At 66.6% G+C, this 16,544-nt stretch carries 12 protein-coding genes; 9 read left to right on the plus strand and 3 right to left on the minus strand.

The window, feature by feature from the left end:
* Window positions 1–47 precede the first annotated feature (47 nt).
* Window positions 48–1,181, plus strand: a complete 1,134-nt coding sequence (locus AC1DBN_RS15970) for an LOG family protein (RefSeq protein ID WP_477723616.1) — start codon at window positions 48–50, stop codon at window positions 1,179–1,181.
* A 44-nt stretch (window positions 1,182–1,225) separates the two neighbouring features.
* Here AC1DBN_RS15970 and AC1DBN_RS15975 read toward each other — a convergent pair whose 3' ends face one another.
* On the minus strand, window positions 1,226–2,167 hold the full coding sequence (locus tag AC1DBN_RS15975) for a matrixin family metalloprotease (RefSeq protein ID WP_314215394.1): 942 nt from the start codon (window positions 2,165–2,167) through the stop codon (window positions 1,226–1,228).
* A gap of 28 nt (window positions 2,168–2,195) precedes the next feature.
* On the minus strand, window positions 2,196–3,371 hold the full coding sequence (locus AC1DBN_RS15980) for a VIT1/CCC1 transporter family protein (protein ID WP_477723617.1): 1,176 nt from the start codon (window positions 3,369–3,371) through the stop codon (window positions 2,196–2,198).
* 278 nt (window positions 3,372–3,649) lie between these two features.
* Here AC1DBN_RS15980 and AC1DBN_RS15985 point away from each other — a divergent pair, with 278 nt between their 5' ends.
* Complete coding sequence (locus tag AC1DBN_RS15985; protein WP_091718533.1) at window positions 3,650–3,874, plus strand: hypothetical protein; 225 nt, start codon at window positions 3,650–3,652, stop codon at window positions 3,872–3,874.
* A gap of 128 nt (window positions 3,875–4,002) precedes the next feature.
* Here the strand turns inward: AC1DBN_RS15985 and AC1DBN_RS15990 are convergent, their stop codons facing one another.
* Window positions 4,003–5,529: a sodium:solute symporter family protein gene (locus AC1DBN_RS15990; protein WP_091718535.1), complete on the minus strand. Its 1,527-nt coding sequence runs from the start codon at window positions 5,527–5,529 to the stop codon at window positions 4,003–4,005.
* 262 nt (window positions 5,530–5,791) lie between these two features.
* Here AC1DBN_RS15990 and AC1DBN_RS15995 point away from each other — a divergent pair, with 262 nt between their 5' ends.
* The 7 genes from AC1DBN_RS15995 to AC1DBN_RS16025 all read left to right on the plus strand — a co-directional run bounded on the left by AC1DBN_RS15995 (window position 5,792) and on the right by AC1DBN_RS16025 (window position 16,544).
* Window positions 5,792–6,367: a helix-turn-helix domain-containing protein gene (locus AC1DBN_RS15995; protein ID WP_091718537.1), complete on the plus strand. Its 576-nt coding sequence runs from the start codon at window positions 5,792–5,794 to the stop codon at window positions 6,365–6,367.
* Between the two features lie 531 nt (window positions 6,368–6,898).
* Complete coding sequence (gene speB / locus AC1DBN_RS16000) at window positions 6,899–7,963, plus strand: agmatinase (RefSeq protein ID WP_091718541.1); 1,065 nt, start codon at window positions 6,899–6,901, stop codon at window positions 7,961–7,963.
* Window positions 7,964–7,969: 6 nt separating this feature from the next.
* Window positions 7,970–9,682, plus strand: coding sequence for a thiamine pyrophosphate-binding protein (locus tag AC1DBN_RS16005; protein ID WP_091718543.1), 1,713 nt, complete (start codon window positions 7,970–7,972; stop codon window positions 9,680–9,682).
* 165 nt (window positions 9,683–9,847) lie between these two features.
* On the plus strand, window positions 9,848–10,345 hold the full coding sequence (locus AC1DBN_RS16010) for a MarR family winged helix-turn-helix transcriptional regulator (protein ID WP_091718545.1): 498 nt from the start codon (window positions 9,848–9,850) through the stop codon (window positions 10,343–10,345).
* Window positions 10,338–12,551: an MDR family MFS transporter gene (locus AC1DBN_RS16015; protein ID WP_091718548.1), complete on the plus strand. Its 2,214-nt coding sequence runs from the start codon at window positions 10,338–10,340 to the stop codon at window positions 12,549–12,551. The genes AC1DBN_RS16010 and AC1DBN_RS16015 overlap by 8 nt, the downstream gene beginning before the upstream one ends.
* Window positions 12,552–12,735: 184 nt before the next feature.
* Complete coding sequence (locus AC1DBN_RS16020; RefSeq protein ID WP_091718550.1) at window positions 12,736–14,469, plus strand: ABC transporter ATP-binding protein; 1,734 nt, start codon at window positions 12,736–12,738, stop codon at window positions 14,467–14,469.
* A complete protein-coding gene (locus AC1DBN_RS16025) occupies window positions 14,466–16,544 on the plus strand; it encodes an ABC transporter ATP-binding protein (protein WP_091718552.1) in 2,079 nt (692 codons plus the stop codon). The genes AC1DBN_RS16020 and AC1DBN_RS16025 overlap by 4 nt, the downstream gene beginning before the upstream one ends.

The following is a 16,544-nucleotide window of genomic DNA, read 5'->3' on the forward strand; positions in this document are numbered from 1 at the left end:
CTGGCCTAGGCTGAACCCATGACCAGCGGCGGACGACGACGGCAGCCATGAGCCATTCCGGAAAGCTGGGGCCAACGCCCCGCAGCCTCGAAGTCGAGGACCTGGAGAGCTTCGACCGGCTGGTCGCCGCGGGGGCGGTCCATGCCCACGGATGGCATGCGCAGTCCCTGGACCTGCGCGGCAGGTCGGCGGCGCTCAACGGCCTGGACGTGGAAGGCGCACTGTTCCTGGGCTGCACGTTCGACGACGGGATGGAAAGCAGGCTGCGCGGCAGGGGAGCCCTGATCTTCCCGCGGCTGCAGGGGATCCCCTTCGATCCCTACCGCTCAGCCCTCTACTCGCCTGCCGAACTGTACAAAGGGCTGGCCGGCGCTCCCTACGAAGAACTTCCGGATGCGCGGATCTACCACTGGAGCATCCAGCCGGGCCGGGAACACCGCGTGGAAGCCACCCTGGCATCTTCCCTGCACGACCATGCCATCGGCGATGCCCTGGACGAAGTGCTCCGGGCGGCCCCCTGGTCCGGGAAACGCATGGTGGGCGTCATGGGAGGGCACGCGGCGAAACGGGGCAGTGCGGACTACGCGGAGGCCGCGCGGCTGGGGCGGCTCCTGGTCAGTGGCGGACATGGGGTGGCCACCGGCGGCGGGCCGGGCGCCATGGAAGCGGCCAACCTGGGCGCTTACCTGGGCGGGCACGACGACGGCGTGCTGCAGACCGCGCTTGGCCTCCTGGCTGCCGTCCCCGGCTTCCGCCCTTCCGTGTCCGCGTGGGCACGCGCCGCGGCAGCCGTCGTCGAACGCTACCCCGGCGGTACACCCTCGCTGGGAATCCCCACCTGGTTCTACGGGCATGAGCCGCCCAACTACTTCGCCACCCACATCGCCAAGTACTTCGCCAACTCCATCCGCGAGGCCGTGCTGCTGGACGTCTGCCGGGGCGGCATCATCTTCCTCCCCGGCGCCGCTGGAACGGTCCAGGAAATCTTCCAGGACGCCTGCGAGAACTACTACGGCGCACGGGAAAAGGTGACGCCCATGGTCCTGGTGGGCACCCAGTACTGGACCCGCGACTACCCCGCCTGGCCGCTGCTCCGGCAGCTCGCGGCGGGGCGCGCCATGGAGGACCGGATCTTCCTGATGGACACCGTGGACCAGGCCGTGGCGGTGTTGCAGGACTGACGGGCACTGAACCGCTCCGGGCGGGTCACGGTACGTACAGGCGCCTAGAGGTCTTTCCGGCACTGCGCCTTGCTCAGCTCATACAGGCCGTTGCGGTCCCCGTCTGCGAGGCTCCCGGAGGCGCCAACCGAACCGCCGATTTCCGGATACATCAGCTGGGCGGGGTCGGCCACATGGTCCAGTCCCATCACGTGACCCAGCTCGTGCAGGATGACCGCCGCGGCGTACAGCTTCCCGTCCGGCTGCCGCAGCTCATCGGTGATCTGCGGGGCATCCAAATCCAGGCTGCCGGTTACAAACGTCTTGGGACCGCCGTCGAAACTGAAGTGCGTGCTTCCGCCTGTGCCGATCACCTTGCCCGCAAGTTCCGGCGAAGCTTCCGGCGTGGTCCAGGCGATCAGCAGCGGCGCCCAGCGCTCGCCATAGGCTGACGGCTGGTAGGCGGCGCGCTGCGGCGAGGGCTGTTCGCCGGTGGTGCCGTCATAGACAAAGGTGATGCCGGTGGCGGCCGAAATGATGCTGATGGCATTTGGGACGAGCCGTTCCGACCCCTCAGGAGCCAACTGGTCATTCACCACGTAGTGGAGGGGGCGGCAGGGCGAGTAGCCCACGGGGGTGCCGTCGCCGTTGACCGCCAGGAAGCGGTAGGAGTCGCTGCCCGCTGCCGGAACCTCCGGCTCGGCAAGCGGAACCGGCTCCTCCTCGTACCCCGGAGGGGGCGCTTCCGTACTGGCCGCGGATGGTTCGCCGGCGAGCCCGGGGAGGGGGTCCTCCCGGCCTGCGTCGGGTTGTGCTTGCGAGTGTTCGGGGACCTGGCCGGGTCTCTGACCTTGGGTCAGCAGTTGGCTGATCCGCGGATCGCCCAGGGCCAGGGCGCCGCCCAGTACCGCGGCGGTGCACAGCGCGACCACAAGCACGGCCCGGTAAACCAGGCCGTGCTTGCGTTGGGGGCTGCTCCCGGCATGCCTGGGCGGGAATTCCTCCACTAAGGGGCTTTCACGGCAGGGGCCGCTGCTAGCCGACGACGGTGCCGAAGACGAGCCCCAGCAGGTAGGTGACAGCGGCAGCGCCCAGGCCGATGCCCAGCTGGCGCAGGCCCCGGGTCAGGGGCGACGTGCCGGACAGCAGGCCGACGACGCCGCCGGTTGCCAGCAGCGCCACGCCTACCAGGGCGCCGGCCACCACCAGGGCGGTGACCCCGGTCAGGCCGAACAGGAACGGCAGGATGGGGATGATGGCGCCGGACGCGAAGAAGCAGAAGCTGGACAACGCGGCTCCCCAAGCGGTGCCCACGGCCTCGTGCTGGTCCTCCTCCTCCGGCAGCTCGGGCTGGAGCGACAGGCTGGGATCGCAGTCGCAGGAGAGCAGGCCCATGCGTTCGGCCACCCGGTGTTCGGCTGCTTCGTGGGACATGCCACGGGCCAGGTACACGAGCAGGAGCTCGTTGTGTTCCAGATCCAGCTTGGGGGCGGCAGCCAGCGTGACCTGCGTGGGGCGGGTGGCGGCCAGGAGTTCCCGCTGGGACCTGACAGAGATGAACTCACCGGCGCCCATGGACATGGCGCCGGCCAGGAGGCCCGCGATGCCGCTGAGCAGCACCACGCTGCTGGCGACGCCGGACGCCGCCATGCCCATCACGAGCGACAGGTTGCTGACCAGCCCGTCGTTGGCGCCGAAGACCGCGGCACGGAAGGTGCCGGCAAGGCGGTTGCGGCCCCGGGTAGCCAGCCCGCGGACCACTTCCTCATGGATCTGTTCGTCCGCGGCCATGGCCTCGGTGGCGTTGGGGTCCTTGGCGTAGGGCGAGCGCCCTTCGGCCCGCTGCGCCAGCGCGAGCACGAAGACCGACCCGAAGTGGCGGGCCAGGAAGCCGAGCATCCGGCTGCGGGCCGAGGCAGGGCGCGGTTTCCCGGCCTGGTCGCCGAGCAGTCCCAGCCAGTGGGCTTCGTGGCGGCCCTCGGCCTCGGCGAGGGCAAGGAGGATCTCGCGTTCCTCACCCTCGCGGTTCTGGGCCAGGTCCCGGTAGACGGAGGCCTCGGCCCGTTCGTCGGCAAGGTATTGGCGCCACCGCTTGAGGTCCTCGGACGACGGTGTGGGGTGGTGTCCCGCTGCGCCGGTACGGGGCGTGGACTCCGGGCTGGAATGGTGCGGGGTGGAATGGTTTGGCGTGGACTGGGCGTGCTGCGACACGAAAACTCCTGGGCTGGTGGGACATGGTATTCGGCCCCGTTGCAGAGCCAGCCTACTGCGAATTTCCGCGGTATTTCGGCTGGCATTCCTCGCTTCCGGGTTTCGGTATGCCTTAATCCGGTGGCGCTCCCGGCGTTCCCGGAGAGGCCGTCCCGGCACTGTCCACAGCCGGCCGTTGGACCCTTGACCCGGCCCATCCGCGGTGTTGAGATGAAAGTACGGCGCAGCCCGGCCGCCGCCAACAAGAGCACGTCAGGCGAACACACGGAGGTTGAATCATGGGCACCACCGGACAGCACCCGGACATGCCGCACCTGGACGCCGTGGAGGCGGACCCCGCATACGACTACGCCGAAGACACACCGGCCGCCAGCGAGGACTGGGACACCGAGGACGAGTTCCTGGACCAGGAGGAGCCGGTAGTCCATGCAGCGCCGGTGGTGGTCGACGCCGAGGACCGTGTGGTCCCGCTCGATCCGGACGAGGTCCGTGAAGACGGGTAAGCCGCGCCAAGGGGCGCAGGACGGACGACGGCGGCGCCTCCTCCCGCTGTCCGCGAAACGAGGCGCCGCCGTCGTGCGTTGCCTTGAACCAGTGCGTGCAGGAAACCCTTCGGCTTCTGCGGGTCCGGTCAGTTGGCGGCAATCCGCTCAGCGGACTCTTCCTGCGAGTCCTGCCCTGCCACACGCCGCTGCCAGTTGCGCATGACGTGCGGCTCGGTGGGACGGGTGAGCAGGGACGTGGCGATGTACACCACCGCGGAGCTGATCAGGCCGAAGTAGATCGGTTCGTTGGCGAAAACGCCTGCCAGTGGTTCCACGGCGTTGACCTCCAGGATGATCATGGTGCCCAGCGTCACCACGGAACCCACGGCCATGGAGGCTGCCGCGGCAATGCCTGTGCCGCGCTTCCAGACGAGCCCGCCCAGGATGGCCACGAGGAGGCCGCCCACCAGGATGTCGTAAGCGATGGTGAGCGCAGCCACCACGTCCTTGGTGACGATGGCGATCAGGATGGCCACGATGCCCAGCCCCAGGACCCACAGGCGGTTGGCCTTGACGTCGTGCTCGGGGTTGTCGGAATCGTCCGTGTTGACGGTTTTGCCGAACCAGCCGGCAACGAACGGCAGCACGTCGGCACGGGCCACGGTGGCGGCAGCGATGAGGGCGCCGGAGGCGGTGGACATCATGGCCGCAACGGCTGCGGCGAGGACCAGGCCGCCGATGCCGATGGGGAGCAGGTTCTGGGCCACCTCGGCGTAGACCACGTCCTTGCCTTCGGTGGCGACGTCGATGCTGGGCAGGGCCACGCGTGCGCCGAGGCCGATGAGGGCGCCGGCAGCACCGTAGAGGATGCAGTAGATGCCGGCGGTGGCGCCGCCCCAGCGGGCTACCTTCGGCGTCTTGGCGGTGAACACGCGCTGCCAGATGTCCTGGCCGATCAGCAGGCCCAGGGTGTAGACCACAAAGTACGTGATGATGGTTTCGACGCCGATGCCGTCGATCTGGAAGAAGCTGGCTTCCACGCGGCTGCGGATGCCGTCCAGCCCGCCCGCGGCGTTGAGCGTGAAGGGCAGCATGAGGAAGAAAATGCCCACGGTCTTGATCACAAACTGGACCTGGTCGGCCAGGGTGATGGACCACATGCCGCCGATGGTGGAGTACACCAGGACGATGGCGCCGCCGACAGCGATGGCCAGGGCCCGGTCCCAACCGAACAGCACCACGAAGATGGTGGCGTAGGCGCCGGTGGACGTGGCGCACAGCATCAGGGTGTAAGCGAGCATGATGATGCCGGAAGTGCGGGTGGCCTGGCTGCCGTAGCGCAGTGACAGCATCTGGGAGACGGTATAGATCTTCAGCTTCTGGATGGTGCCGGCGAAGGCGAGGCTGAGGAGCAGGACGCCGGCGCCGATGGCCACCACCAGCCACATGCCGGAAATGCCGAACTTGTAGCCCAGGCCGACGCCGCCCACGGTGGAGGCACCACCGAGGACGACGGCGGCCATGGTGCCCGTATAGAGGAAGGGTCCCAGGCGGCGGCCTGCCACCAGGAAGTCGCTGTTGTTGCGGGTGCGGGACTTGCCCCACCAGCCGAACGCCAGCATTGCGACGAGGTACACCACCACGATGGCGATGTTGATGACACTTGCATCCATGTTGGGTTCCTTGGAGCTGATTGGCAGCCGACGTGCCCGGCGGGGATCCGGACTGAACTGCGGGAGATGGAAAAAGGGGAGGAAGCTCCCGATAATTGCCTTATAGGCAACAGGTGTTTCCAAAGATTAGGCTGTGACCGCAGTAACAGTCAAGGGGAAGTTCATGGTCTGGGCCCGCGCGCCATGGAGGCGTCACACATGGTGGTGGCCATTAGTATTGCTGCAGAGCGGGGCCGGACTGCCGGCTATGAAAGGTTCGTGAATGAAGGCACTGCCAGTTGAGCCCAGCAATGTTCCGGTTGCCATCGGCTCCCGGATTCGCGCGGCGCGGCAGTCCCAGCGGCTCACCATCGAGCAGGTGGCGGACGCCACCGGGCTGACCAAGGGCTTCCTCAGCAGGGTGGAGCGTGACCTCACCTCGCCTTCTGTTGCCTCGCTGGTGACGCTGTGCCAGGTCCTCTCCATTTCCATCGGCGACCTTTTCGTGTCCCCGGAAACCCATCTCACCAAGCGCAATGAAGGCCCGCGGATCTCCCTCGGCGGCCAGGGGATTGTGGAACGCCTGCTGACGGCCCGGTCCGAGCGGCGCATCCAGATCATCCAGGCCGTCATCGAGCCGCACGGCCGCGGCGAGTCCGAGCTCTATGCCGTGGACTGCGACGTCGACGTCCTGCACGTCACCAAGGGCAGCATCCGGCTGATCCTTACCAATGAGGAATACGACCTCAGTGCGGGGGATACCGTCACCTTCCCCGGCCGTGAACCGCACACCTGGATCAACCCCACCGACAAGCCGGTGGAAGTGCTCTGGGTGCTGGTGCCCGCCGCCAGCCGTTAACTTCTTCCCTCCATCTGCGGGCCTTCCTGCCCGGTAACTCTTGCTCGTCCCTGTCAGAGGCCAGTCTGTCTCCCCGGATTCCGCAGGCCGCAGTGCATCCGCGTCGGAGTAACCGGGGTGGAGTGCACGATCACCAGCCCGCTTTGCGCGGCTCTGCAGCCAGCACTGGGAACCCCGCGTCCCGGAGTTGGCCGGAACGGGCCACGCCGCCCGACTGCCGAACGTATTCGAGGATGTCCATGTGGCCATTGGACGGTGTAGCGAGAGTGCGCGGAACCTGGTTGCTGGCGTAAGTGGGCAACCGGGAGCTCGGGTGCGTGTGCATTCCGTCCCGGTTTCCTGCGGTCCGTTGGCCGTCCGCGGCCGGACTGGCGCGGATCTCCGGTGTTACCGCGTAGAGACAGCGGCGGTAAGTGGGCAGGAGTGCACAGAGCTGCCCGGTGCTGAAGGTAAACACTTGATGCGCATTGGAAAACAGGGGTGTATGATGGCAGTCACATCAGCCCCTCACTCTTCAAAGGAGAAACCCGCATGGAAGAGCTGCGCATCGAAGCCAACGGCAACCTTGGACCCATCGACTCGTCCCGGATTCCGCGCTACGCCGGAGCGGCCACGTTCGCGCGCCTTCCGCGGCTGGACCAGGTGGCCAGGGCTGACGTCACGCTGGTGGGCGTGCCCTTCGACTCAGGCGTCTCCTACCGGCCGGGGGCCAGGTTCGGGGCCAATCACGTCCGCGAGGCCAGCCGGCTGCTGCGCCCGTACAACCCGGCCTGGGACGTCAGCCCGTTCGAGAACGTCCAGGTGGCCGACGCGGGCGACATGGCAGTGAACCCGTTCAATATCAACGAGGCCATCGAAACCATCCAGCAGAACGCCCTGGACCTCACCGCCGGCGGCAGCAAGTTGGTGACGCTCGGCGGCGACCACACCATTGCGCTGCCCCTGCTCCGCGCCGCCGCTGAACGCGCCGGCGGTCCGATCGCCATGCTCCACTTCGACGCGCACCTGGACACCTGGGACACCTACTTCGGTGCTGAATACACCCACGGCACCCCGTTCCGCCGTGCCGTCGAAGAAGGCATCCTCGACACCGAGGCCATTAGCCACATCGGCACCCGCGGTCCGCTCTACGGGAAGAAGGACCTCGACGACGACCACCGCTTCGGGTTCGGCATCGTCACCTCGGCGGATGTCTACTACCAGGGGGTCCTGGAAACCGTGGCCAAGGTCCGCGACCGGATCGGCAATCGCCCCCTCTACATCTCGGTGGACATCGACGTCCTCGACCCGGCGCACGCACCCGGCACCGGAACCCCCGAAGCGGGCGGCATCACCAGCCGCGAACTCCTGGAGATCATCAGGGGCTTCCGCGGCATGAACCTGGTGGGCGCCGACGTCGTGGAAGTGGCCCCGGCCTACGACCATGCGGAAATCACCGGCGTCGCCGGAAGCCACGTAGCCTACGAACTGGTGACGCTGATGGCAGACAACGCCGTGCCCGGCGACCGCTTCGGCGCAGCCACCGGCTACGCAAGCCAGGCCCTCGGGCAGGAAGTCCGCCGGCCGGCAGGGTTCGCTGCAGCGGGCAAGGAGTAGGCGGCCATGATCGACGTCGATCCGGGCGCGGCGGCACCGGGCGCAAGTGCAGAACCCGGCACAGGCGCCCGCAACGGCGGGGACCTCGTCGTCGAGACCCTTGAAGCCCTGGGCGCAAAGACCGTCTTCGGCATTCCCGGCCAGCACGCGCTGGGACTCTTTGACGCCATGGGCCGCGGAAACCTGCAGTTTGTCTCCTCCCGGGTGGAGAACAACTCCGCCTTCGCCGCCGACGGATACTCCCGTGCCACCGGTGAAGTGGGCGTCCTGTTCCTGTCCACCGGCCCCGGCGCTCTGACCTCACTGGCCGGGCTGCAGGAGGCTTACGCCACCGGTGTGCCCATGGTGGTAGTGGCCAGCCAGATCCCGTTGGAGGGGCTGGGTGCCCGGCGCAAGGGCATGCTCCACCAGCTCGATGACCAGAAGGCCTCGGCCGCTAACGTCACCAAGAGCCAGCGGCTGATCCAGCACGCCTCGGGTATCCCGTCCGCCATCCAGGACGCCTGGACAGAGGCCATCTCCTCGCCCCAGGGCCCCGTGTGGATCGAGATCCCGCAAAACGTCCTGCTGGATCCCATCATGGTCCCGCCGGTGGAGGACGCGCTGGCCGAGGCCGCGGACAACCCGCCGCGCGTCGAACTGGTCCGCGAAGCCGTGAAGTGGCTCCAGGGGGCCAGGCGTCCGGCGATCATCGCCGGCGGCGGCACCCGCCGCGGCAATGCGGAGCAGTCGTTGCTGTCCATTGCCGAGAAACTCCGTGCGCCCGTCATCTGCACTCCGGGTGGCAACGGCGCGTTCCCCTGGACCCACGAACTGTCGCTGCAGTCATGGATCGAAGACCGGTACATGACCGACGTCCTCGAGGACGCGGACGTGCTGGTGGTCATCGGCTCGTCCCTGGGGGAGGTCACCTCCAATTACTTCACGTTCGAACCCCGCGGCCGGATCATCCAGATCGACGCCGAACCCCGCGTCCTGGAATCCAACCGGCCCGGCCTGGGCATCCGGGCCGACGCCGGGCAGGCGCTCGCAGCCCTGGACGAAGCGCTGGCGCCGGCCGAAGTTGCAGTTGACTGGCATGGCTCCACGCCCGAAGAGCTGGTGAAGGAATCCCTCACCAAGGTAAAAGCCAGGCTGGAGTCCCAGGACCTCGCCAAGGAACTGGCGTTCATGGCGGACATCCGCGAGGCCGTCCCAGCGGACATGCAGACCTTTTGGGACATGACCATCGCCTCCTACTGGGGCTGGTCCTGCTGGGACTCCCGCGAGGGGCAGTTCCACTCGGCCCAGGGCGCCGGCGGCCTGGGCTTCGGCTTCCCGGCTGCCATCGGGGCTGCCGTAGGCCTGGAAACGCTGGGGAAGACCGCTGGTTCTGCCCGGGTGCTGGCTGTATCCGGCGACGGTTCGTCCATGTACTCCATTTCGGAGCTGGCCACGGCAAAGCAGCACAACGTCCCGGTCACCTGGCTGATCGTGGACGACGGCGGCTACGGCATCCTGCGCGAATACATGGTGGGCGCCTTCGGTAAGGCCACCGCCACGGAGCTTGCGCGCCCGGACTTCGTCAAGCTCGCCGAAGCGTTCGGCGTGCCCGCGGTCAAAGTGGCCCCCGGGGATGTGGGGGACGCGCTCAAGGCAGGATTCGCCGCCGACGGCCCCAACGTCGTCGTGGTTGAAACGCTCCTGAAAATGTTCGGACCCACGCACCTGGGCGACTAGCAGCGCATCGTCGCAGCGACGCTCCCGCGCCCTGCCATGGCAGCGGTGTGGGGGCGTTTGCCGTTTAAGGACGGCAGTCGGCCGACGGCGGCGGGACAATTCGTTTCCCTAAGCAACCTTTTCCTGATACAGTTGCTTGCAGCAACTAATTCTTTAGGGAGGGTCATGTCTGTCGCACCGGCTACCGCCGCCGATCTCGTCGGCCATATCTTTGACCTCCAGCGCGCGCTGCGCTGCGTCACCATGATGAACGTCAAAGGCCAGGACACCGGCATAGCCCTCCAGGGCGTGCTCAAGTTCATCGGCGAAGGGGAAACCCGCGCGGCGCACCTGGCAGAACGCCTCGGCGTCAGCCCCCCGGTGCTCAGCCGGCACATCGCTGAGCTCGCCGACGCAGGCCTGGTGGTCAGGACTCCGGATCCGGACGATGGCAGGGCCCAGCTGCTGGCCCTCTCTCCGCGGGGCAAGGAAAAACTGGCGGAGCTCATCCGGCACCGGGCCGAGACGCTGCAGGGCTACCTCTCCGACTGGAACGAAGACGATGCCATCGCAACAGCCGCGATGCTCAACAAACTGACAGCCTCACTGAAGAATTCCATCCGGGCAAGGGCGGCCGGAACCACCACCGAACACCAGACCATGCAGGAGTCCCTCAATGGCTAACGTCACCGCCGCCGCGGACCTGGAGGAGCGCCATCGCGAACGCTCTGCCAAACAGGAATCACGGCAATCCAAGCGCCACGAACCCGGCGCACCCATGAACCACCGGCAGATCATGGAGGCCCTCACCGGCCTGCTCGCTGCCTTCTTCACCGCCATCCTCAGCAGCACCATTGTGGCCAACGCGCTGCCCACCATCATGTCCGAGCTCAAGGGCACCCAGACGGACTTCGCGTGGGTCATCACGGCGGCACTGCTGGCCAACGCGGCCACCACCCCCATCTGGGGCAAGCTCGCAGACCTCTTCGACAAGAAGGTCCTGGTCCAGCTGAGCATCGTGATCTTCGTGGCCGGCTCGGTCATGGCAGGGTTCTCGGAAAACATCCCGTTCCTGCTCACCGCCCGCGTGATCCAGGGCATCGCCATGGGTGGCCTCACCGCCCTGGCCCAGGCGATCATCGGCTCCATTATCCCGCCCCGCGAACGCGGCAAGTACTCCGGCTACATGGGCGCAGTCATGGCCGTCGGTACCGCCGGCGGCCCGCTGCTGGGCGGCTTCATCGTGGACAGCCCGCTGGGCTGGCGCTGGACCTTCTTCGTCTGCGTGCCGCTGGCCGTGGTCGCCCTGATCCTGCTCCAAATCACGCTGAAGATCCCGCACGTCAAGCGGCCCGCCAAGATCGACTGGCTTGGTGCCATCCTGCTGACCTCCGGCGTCAGCCTGCTCCTCATCTGGGTGTCCTTCGCCGGCAAGGCCGACTACTACGACTGGTGGTCCTGGCAGTCGGCACTGATGGTGGGCGGCGGCGTCCTGCTGCTGGCACTGCTGGTGCTGGTTGAGTCCAAGGTGTCCGCACCGATCATCCCGCTGAAGATCATCTCCGACCGCACCACCGCTCTGGCCATCGTGGCCTCCGTTGCTGTTGGCGTGGCCATGTTCGGTTCTTCAACCTTCCTGGGCCAGTACTACCAGGTGGCCCGCGGCGCCACGCCCACCGAGGCCGGCCTGCTCACGCTGCCCATGATTGCCGGCAACCTCGTCGGTTCGGTGGTTTCGGGCCAGCTGATCAGCCGCTACGGCAAGTGGAAGGGCTTCCTGGTGGGCGGTACCGTCCTGCTGATCGGCGGCCTCGCGATGGCCGGAACCATGGACCACACCACCGAACTCTGGCTCACCGGCATCTACACGGGCATCTTCGGCATCGGCCTTGGCATGCTCATGCAGAACCTGGTCCTTGCCGTCCAGAACACCGTCCGCGCCCAGGACATCGGTTCCGCCAGTGCTTCCGTTGCCTTCTTCCGCTCCGTCGGCGGCGCCATCGGCGTCTCCGTGCTGGGCGCCGTCATGGCCAACCATGTCAAGGACCTGGCCACTGACGGTCTGGCGAAGCTCGGCATCGAGTCCACCGGCAACAGCGGTGCCACGCTGGACCTCAAGGACCTGCCGGCGCCGATCGCCGACGTCATGCGTGCGGCTTACGGTGACGCCACTGCCGGGATTTTCATGATCTCCGCCGTCGTTGCCGTGGTTGCGCTGATCGCCGTCCTCTTCATCAAGGAGGTGCCGCTGCGCAAGACCGTGGACATTACTCCTGAAAAGGCCCTGGAGGCCAACGCCGCCGGCGAGGCGGGGATGACCGCCATGACTGGGCAGCTGCCCATGGTTTCCCCCGATGCTCCCCGCGACGCGGATGGCGGATACAGCACCGCTGAAGCTGCGCGGCCGGCGGGAATCCACGCAGGACCGGGGACAGGCGCCGCGCCGGCAAAGACGTACGACGGCGGCAAGGCAGCGGCCGCAGCCGCGTCCAGGTCCGTAGCAACCGAGGACTTCGAGGAGGCTTTTGCCCGGACGTTCGGCAGCGAAGGGTTGGACCTCAGGTCCGCCGACTCTGTCGAAAAGGCGGCCGACGCCGTGGCCAGTGCCGCCGACACCCTCCGGAAGCTGCAGGACACCCAGCACCTGCTGGCCCGGCAGCAGGCCGAACTGGGCGGGCTGGTGCTGGACATTCAGGAGCAGCTGCGGTCCCAGCGGGACCTCGCCGCCCAGCAGGAAGCGACGGCAGCTGAACTCCGCAGGGTGCAGCGCAAGCTGCTCAAGGAACGCAAGCTGCAGGCAGCTGCCGCCCTGTACCTGGCCGGACGCGGCAAGCACAGTGCCGCGAACCCATCGTCCGCAACACCTGCCGGGACCCCTCGGGACCAGTAAGGCGCTGCGCGTCACCAGCCGCGCGTGAACAACAGGGCCGCCGCCCGCATCCGGACCGTAATCCGGGTACGGGCGGCGGCCCTTTTTCGTTAGGGACCGCCGCTGGTGCCGGCAGCGTTAACCGGATCGAAAAGGTGGATTAAATGGGACTCCAATGTCAGTGGGCAACACTAGAGTTGAAACCATGCTCCTTACGCTCATACGGCGCTATTCCAAACCGTATTTTCCCTACATCGCCGCCGTCATCATCTTCCAGCTCGCATCCACCATTGCGGCCCTCTACCTGCCCAGCCTGAACGCCCGGATCATCGATGAAGGCGTCACCAGGGGAGACACCGACTTCATCTGGCGCACCGGTGCCGTGATGCTCCTGGTGGCCTTTGCCCAGGTGGCTGCCGCCATCGCCGGCGTCTACTTCGGTTCAAAGACGGCCATGGCCCTGGGCCGCGACCTGCGCCGGGCGGTGTTCCGGAAGGTCACCAGCTTCTCCGCCAAGGACGTCAACGCTTTCGGCGCCCCCACGCTGATCACGCGCGGCACCAATGATGTGCAGCAGGTGCAGATGCTGGTGCTGATGGGCCTGAACTTCATGGTGGCCACGCCCATCATGTGCATCGGCGGCATCATCATGGCGCTGCGTGAGGACATCAACCTGTCCTGGCTGGTCTGGGTTTCCGTGCCGCTGCTGACCGTAGTGGTGGGGTACCTGGTGGTCCGGCTCATGCCGCTGTTCAGGTCGATGCAGAAGAAGATCGACCGCATTAACGCGGTGCTCCGGGAACAGATCATCGGCATCAGGGTGGTCCGGGCTTTCGTCCGGGAACCGTACGAGACCGGCCGTTTCGGCGAAGCCAACAAGGAGCTCACCGATGTTTCGCTGAAGATCGGTGCCCTGTTCGTCCTCATGTTCCCCGCCATCAGCATGATCCTGCACCTGTCCACGGCTGCGGTGCTGTGGTTCGGCGGCCAGCGCGTCGACTCGGGCGACATGCAGGTGGGCGCCCTGACAGCGTTCCTCCAGTACCTGCTCCAGATCCTGGTGGCCGTCATGATGGGCACGTTCATGGCCATGATGATCCCGCGCGCCTCCGTCTGTGCGGACCGCATCGGCGAAGTACTCGACGTCGAACCCTCCATCCACGATCCCGAACGCCCGGTAGCCCCCTCGGAGCTCAGCGGCGTAGTGGAATACCGCAACGTCACCTTCGCCTACCCGGGCGCCGAGTCCCCGGTGTTGAGCAACATCAGCTTCACCGCCCGGCCTGGCCAGACCATCGCCATCATCGGTTCCACCGGTTCGGGCAAGACCAGCCTGCTCTCGCTGCTGCCACGGCTCTACGACGCCGCGGAAGGCGAAGTCCTCCTGGACGGCGTCCCCGTTACCAGCCTTGACCACGCCGAGATCACCAAGCGCGTGGCCCTGGTGCCCCAGCGGCCCTACCTCTTCTCCGGCACCATCGAGCACAACCTGCGCTTCGGGAAGACCGATGCCACGGACCAGGAACTGTGGGAAGCGCTGCGGGTGGCGCAGGGAGAATCGTTCGTCCGGGAAAAGTCCAAGGCGCTCGAATCCCGGATCTCCCAGGGCGGCACGAACGTTTCCGGCGGGCAGCGCCAGCGGCTCTGCATCGCCAGGGCCCTCGTGACTAAACCCCGGGTCTACCTGTTCGACGACTCGTTCTCGGCGCTGGACGTTGCCACCGATGCCCGCCTCCGTGCGGCGCTGAAGGACACAACTGCCGACGCGACGGTCATCATCGTTGCCCAGCGCGTTTCCACCATCACCGAGGCGGACCAGATCCTGGTGCTGGACAACGGCCGGATCGTGGACCGCGGAACGCACGAGGAACTCCTGGAAACCTCACCCACGTACCAGGAAATTGTTGAATCGCAGCTGAGCGTGGAGGAAATGGCATGAGCCCCCGCAAGAAAGACCCCGCGAAGACTGAGCAAGACGCCGTGGCAACAGTGCAGGGCACCGGCAGCTCCGCTGAAACCGCAGTGGTGGAGGACGACGACTTCTACGAGGAGGAGTTCACGCCCTCCGAAGCCGACGGCGACATGTTCGGCGGCATGCCCGCCAAGAAGGCCCAGCATTTCTGGCCGTCGGCCAAGCGGCTGATGGGCCTGCTGAAGCCCGAAACCCTGGGCATCTGCGTGGTGGTGGCCATGGTGGTGGTGGCCGTGGTGCTGAACGTTATTGCGCCGAAAATCCTCGGCCAGGCCATGGACGTTATTTTCGGTGGTGTCGTGGGCAAGCAACTGCCGGCCGGCGTGAGTAAGGACCAGTTCGTGGAGGGACTGCGCCAACAGGGCCAGGACAACTTCGCGGACATGGTCTCCCGGATGGAACTGGTGCCCGGCACCGGCATCGACTTCAACAAACTGACCATGCTCATCGCCATGGTCCTGCTGATGTACTTTGTGTCCAATATCTTCCTGTGGCTGCAGGGCTACGTCCTGAACCGCATCGTCATGAAGGTGATCCGCAAGCTCCGGGACGACACCGAAAAGAAGCTCAACCGCCTCCCGCTGAACTACTTCGACACCCGCCAGCGCGGCGACGTGCTGTCCAGGGTGACCAACGACGTCGACAACATCCAGCAGGCGCTCCAGCAGGCCTTCGCGCAGCTGATCAACTCGCTGCTGACAGTGGTGGGCATCGTGATCATGATGTTCATCGTCTCCTGGCAGCTGGCCCTGATCGCCCTGGTGGCCCTGCCGCTCTCGGGCGTCGCAGCGGGCCTCATCGGCGTGCGGAGCCAGAAGCTCTTCGCGGCGCAGTGGAAGAACACCGGCACGCTGAACGGGCAGATCGAGGAATCCTTCTCGGGCCACGACCTCGTCCGGGTCTTCGGCCGCGAAGCGGACATGCTCGAACGGTTCGACGAGCGCAACGAAGCCCTGTACAAGGCCAGCTTCGGCGCACAGTTCGTCTCCGGCATCATCTTCCCGGTGATGCAGTTCGTGTCCTACCTCAGCTACGTGGGCATCGCCGTGGTGGGCGGCCTGCGCGTCGCCTCCGGCTCCATGTCGCTCGGTGACGCCACGGCCTTCATCCAGTACTCCCGCGAATTCACCCAGCCGCTGGGCCAGATGGCGGGCATGGCCAACATGCTTCAGTCAGGTGTTGCCTCAGCAGAGCGGGTGTTCGAGTTCCTCGACGCCGACGAACAGGACCCTGAGACCGCTACGGAGCACCTGCCGGCCAGGACCGACGGCCACGTGGAATTCCGGGACGTCACCTTCAGCTACACCGAGGACCGGCAGCTCATCGAAAACCTGTCCTTCACCGCGGAGCCGGGGAACACCGTGGCCATCGTGGGGCCCACCGGCGCCGGAAAGACCACCCTGGTGAACCTGGTAATGCGTTTCTACGAGCTCAACTCCGGTTCCATCACCCTGGACGGCGTGGACGTGACGCACCTCAGCCGGTCCGAACTCCGCTCCAAGGTGGGCATGGTGCTGCAGGACGCGTGGCTGTTCGGCGGGTCCATTTACGACAACATCCGTTACGGCAACCTCGACGCCACCGAAGAGCAGGTCATGGCAGCCGCCAAGGCCACGTTCGTGGACCGCTTCGTCCGCGCCCTGCCCGAGGGCTACAGCACGGTGATCGACGAGGAAGGCAACAACGTCAGTGCCGGCGAGAAGCAGCTGATCACCATTGCCCGGGCATTCGTGGCCAACCCGTCGCTGCTGATCCTCGACGAAGCAACCAGTTCGGTGGATACCCGTACCGAGCTGCTGGTGCAGAAGGCCATGGCCGCACTGCGGTCGGACCGCACCAGCTTCGTGATTGCCCACCGGCTCTCCACCATCCGCGACGCCGACACCATCCTGGTCATGGAGAACGGCAGGATCGTGGAACAGGGCAACCACAAGGTCCTGCTTGCGGCCGGAGGCGCCTACTACCGCCTGTACATGTCCCAGTTCGCTGGAGCCGACGCCGGTGACGTGCCGGTGGATGATTCGACGGCGGTGCACAGCTGA

Source organism: Pseudarthrobacter sp. 10T415 (assembly GCF_056394175.1).

What these genes read in the sequence shown, in the direction of transcription:
- AC1DBN_RS15990 (WP_091718535.1), bottom strand. Translation starts at nt 5,529, where the DNA reads ATGGATGCAAGTGTCATCAACATCGCCATCGTGGTGGTGTACCTCGTC.
- AC1DBN_RS15985 (WP_091718533.1), top strand. Translation starts at nt 3,650, where the DNA reads ATGGGCACCACCGGACAGCACCCGGACATGCCGCACCTGGACGCCGTG.
- AC1DBN_RS16010 (WP_091718545.1), top strand. Translation starts at nt 9,848, where the DNA reads ATGTCTGTCGCACCGGCTACCGCCGCCGATCTCGTCGGCCATATCTTT.
- AC1DBN_RS15995 (WP_091718537.1), top strand. Translation starts at nt 5,792, where the DNA reads ATGAAGGCACTGCCAGTTGAGCCCAGCAATGTTCCGGTTGCCATCGGC.
- AC1DBN_RS16020 (WP_091718550.1), top strand. Translation starts at nt 12,736, where the DNA reads ATGCTCCTTACGCTCATACGGCGCTATTCCAAACCGTATTTTCCCTAC.
- AC1DBN_RS16025 (WP_091718552.1), top strand. Translation starts at nt 14,466, where the DNA reads ATGAGCCCCCGCAAGAAAGACCCCGCGAAGACTGAGCAAGACGCCGTG.
- AC1DBN_RS16015 (WP_091718548.1), top strand. Translation starts at nt 10,338, where the DNA reads ATGGCTAACGTCACCGCCGCCGCGGACCTGGAGGAGCGCCATCGCGAA.
- AC1DBN_RS16005 (WP_091718543.1), top strand. Translation starts at nt 7,970, where the DNA reads ATGATCGACGTCGATCCGGGCGCGGCGGCACCGGGCGCAAGTGCAGAA.
- speB (WP_091718541.1), top strand. Translation starts at nt 6,899, where the DNA reads ATGGAAGAGCTGCGCATCGAAGCCAACGGCAACCTTGGACCCATCGAC.
- AC1DBN_RS15970 (WP_477723616.1), top strand. Translation starts at nt 48, where the DNA reads ATGAGCCATTCCGGAAAGCTGGGGCCAACGCCCCGCAGCCTCGAAGTC.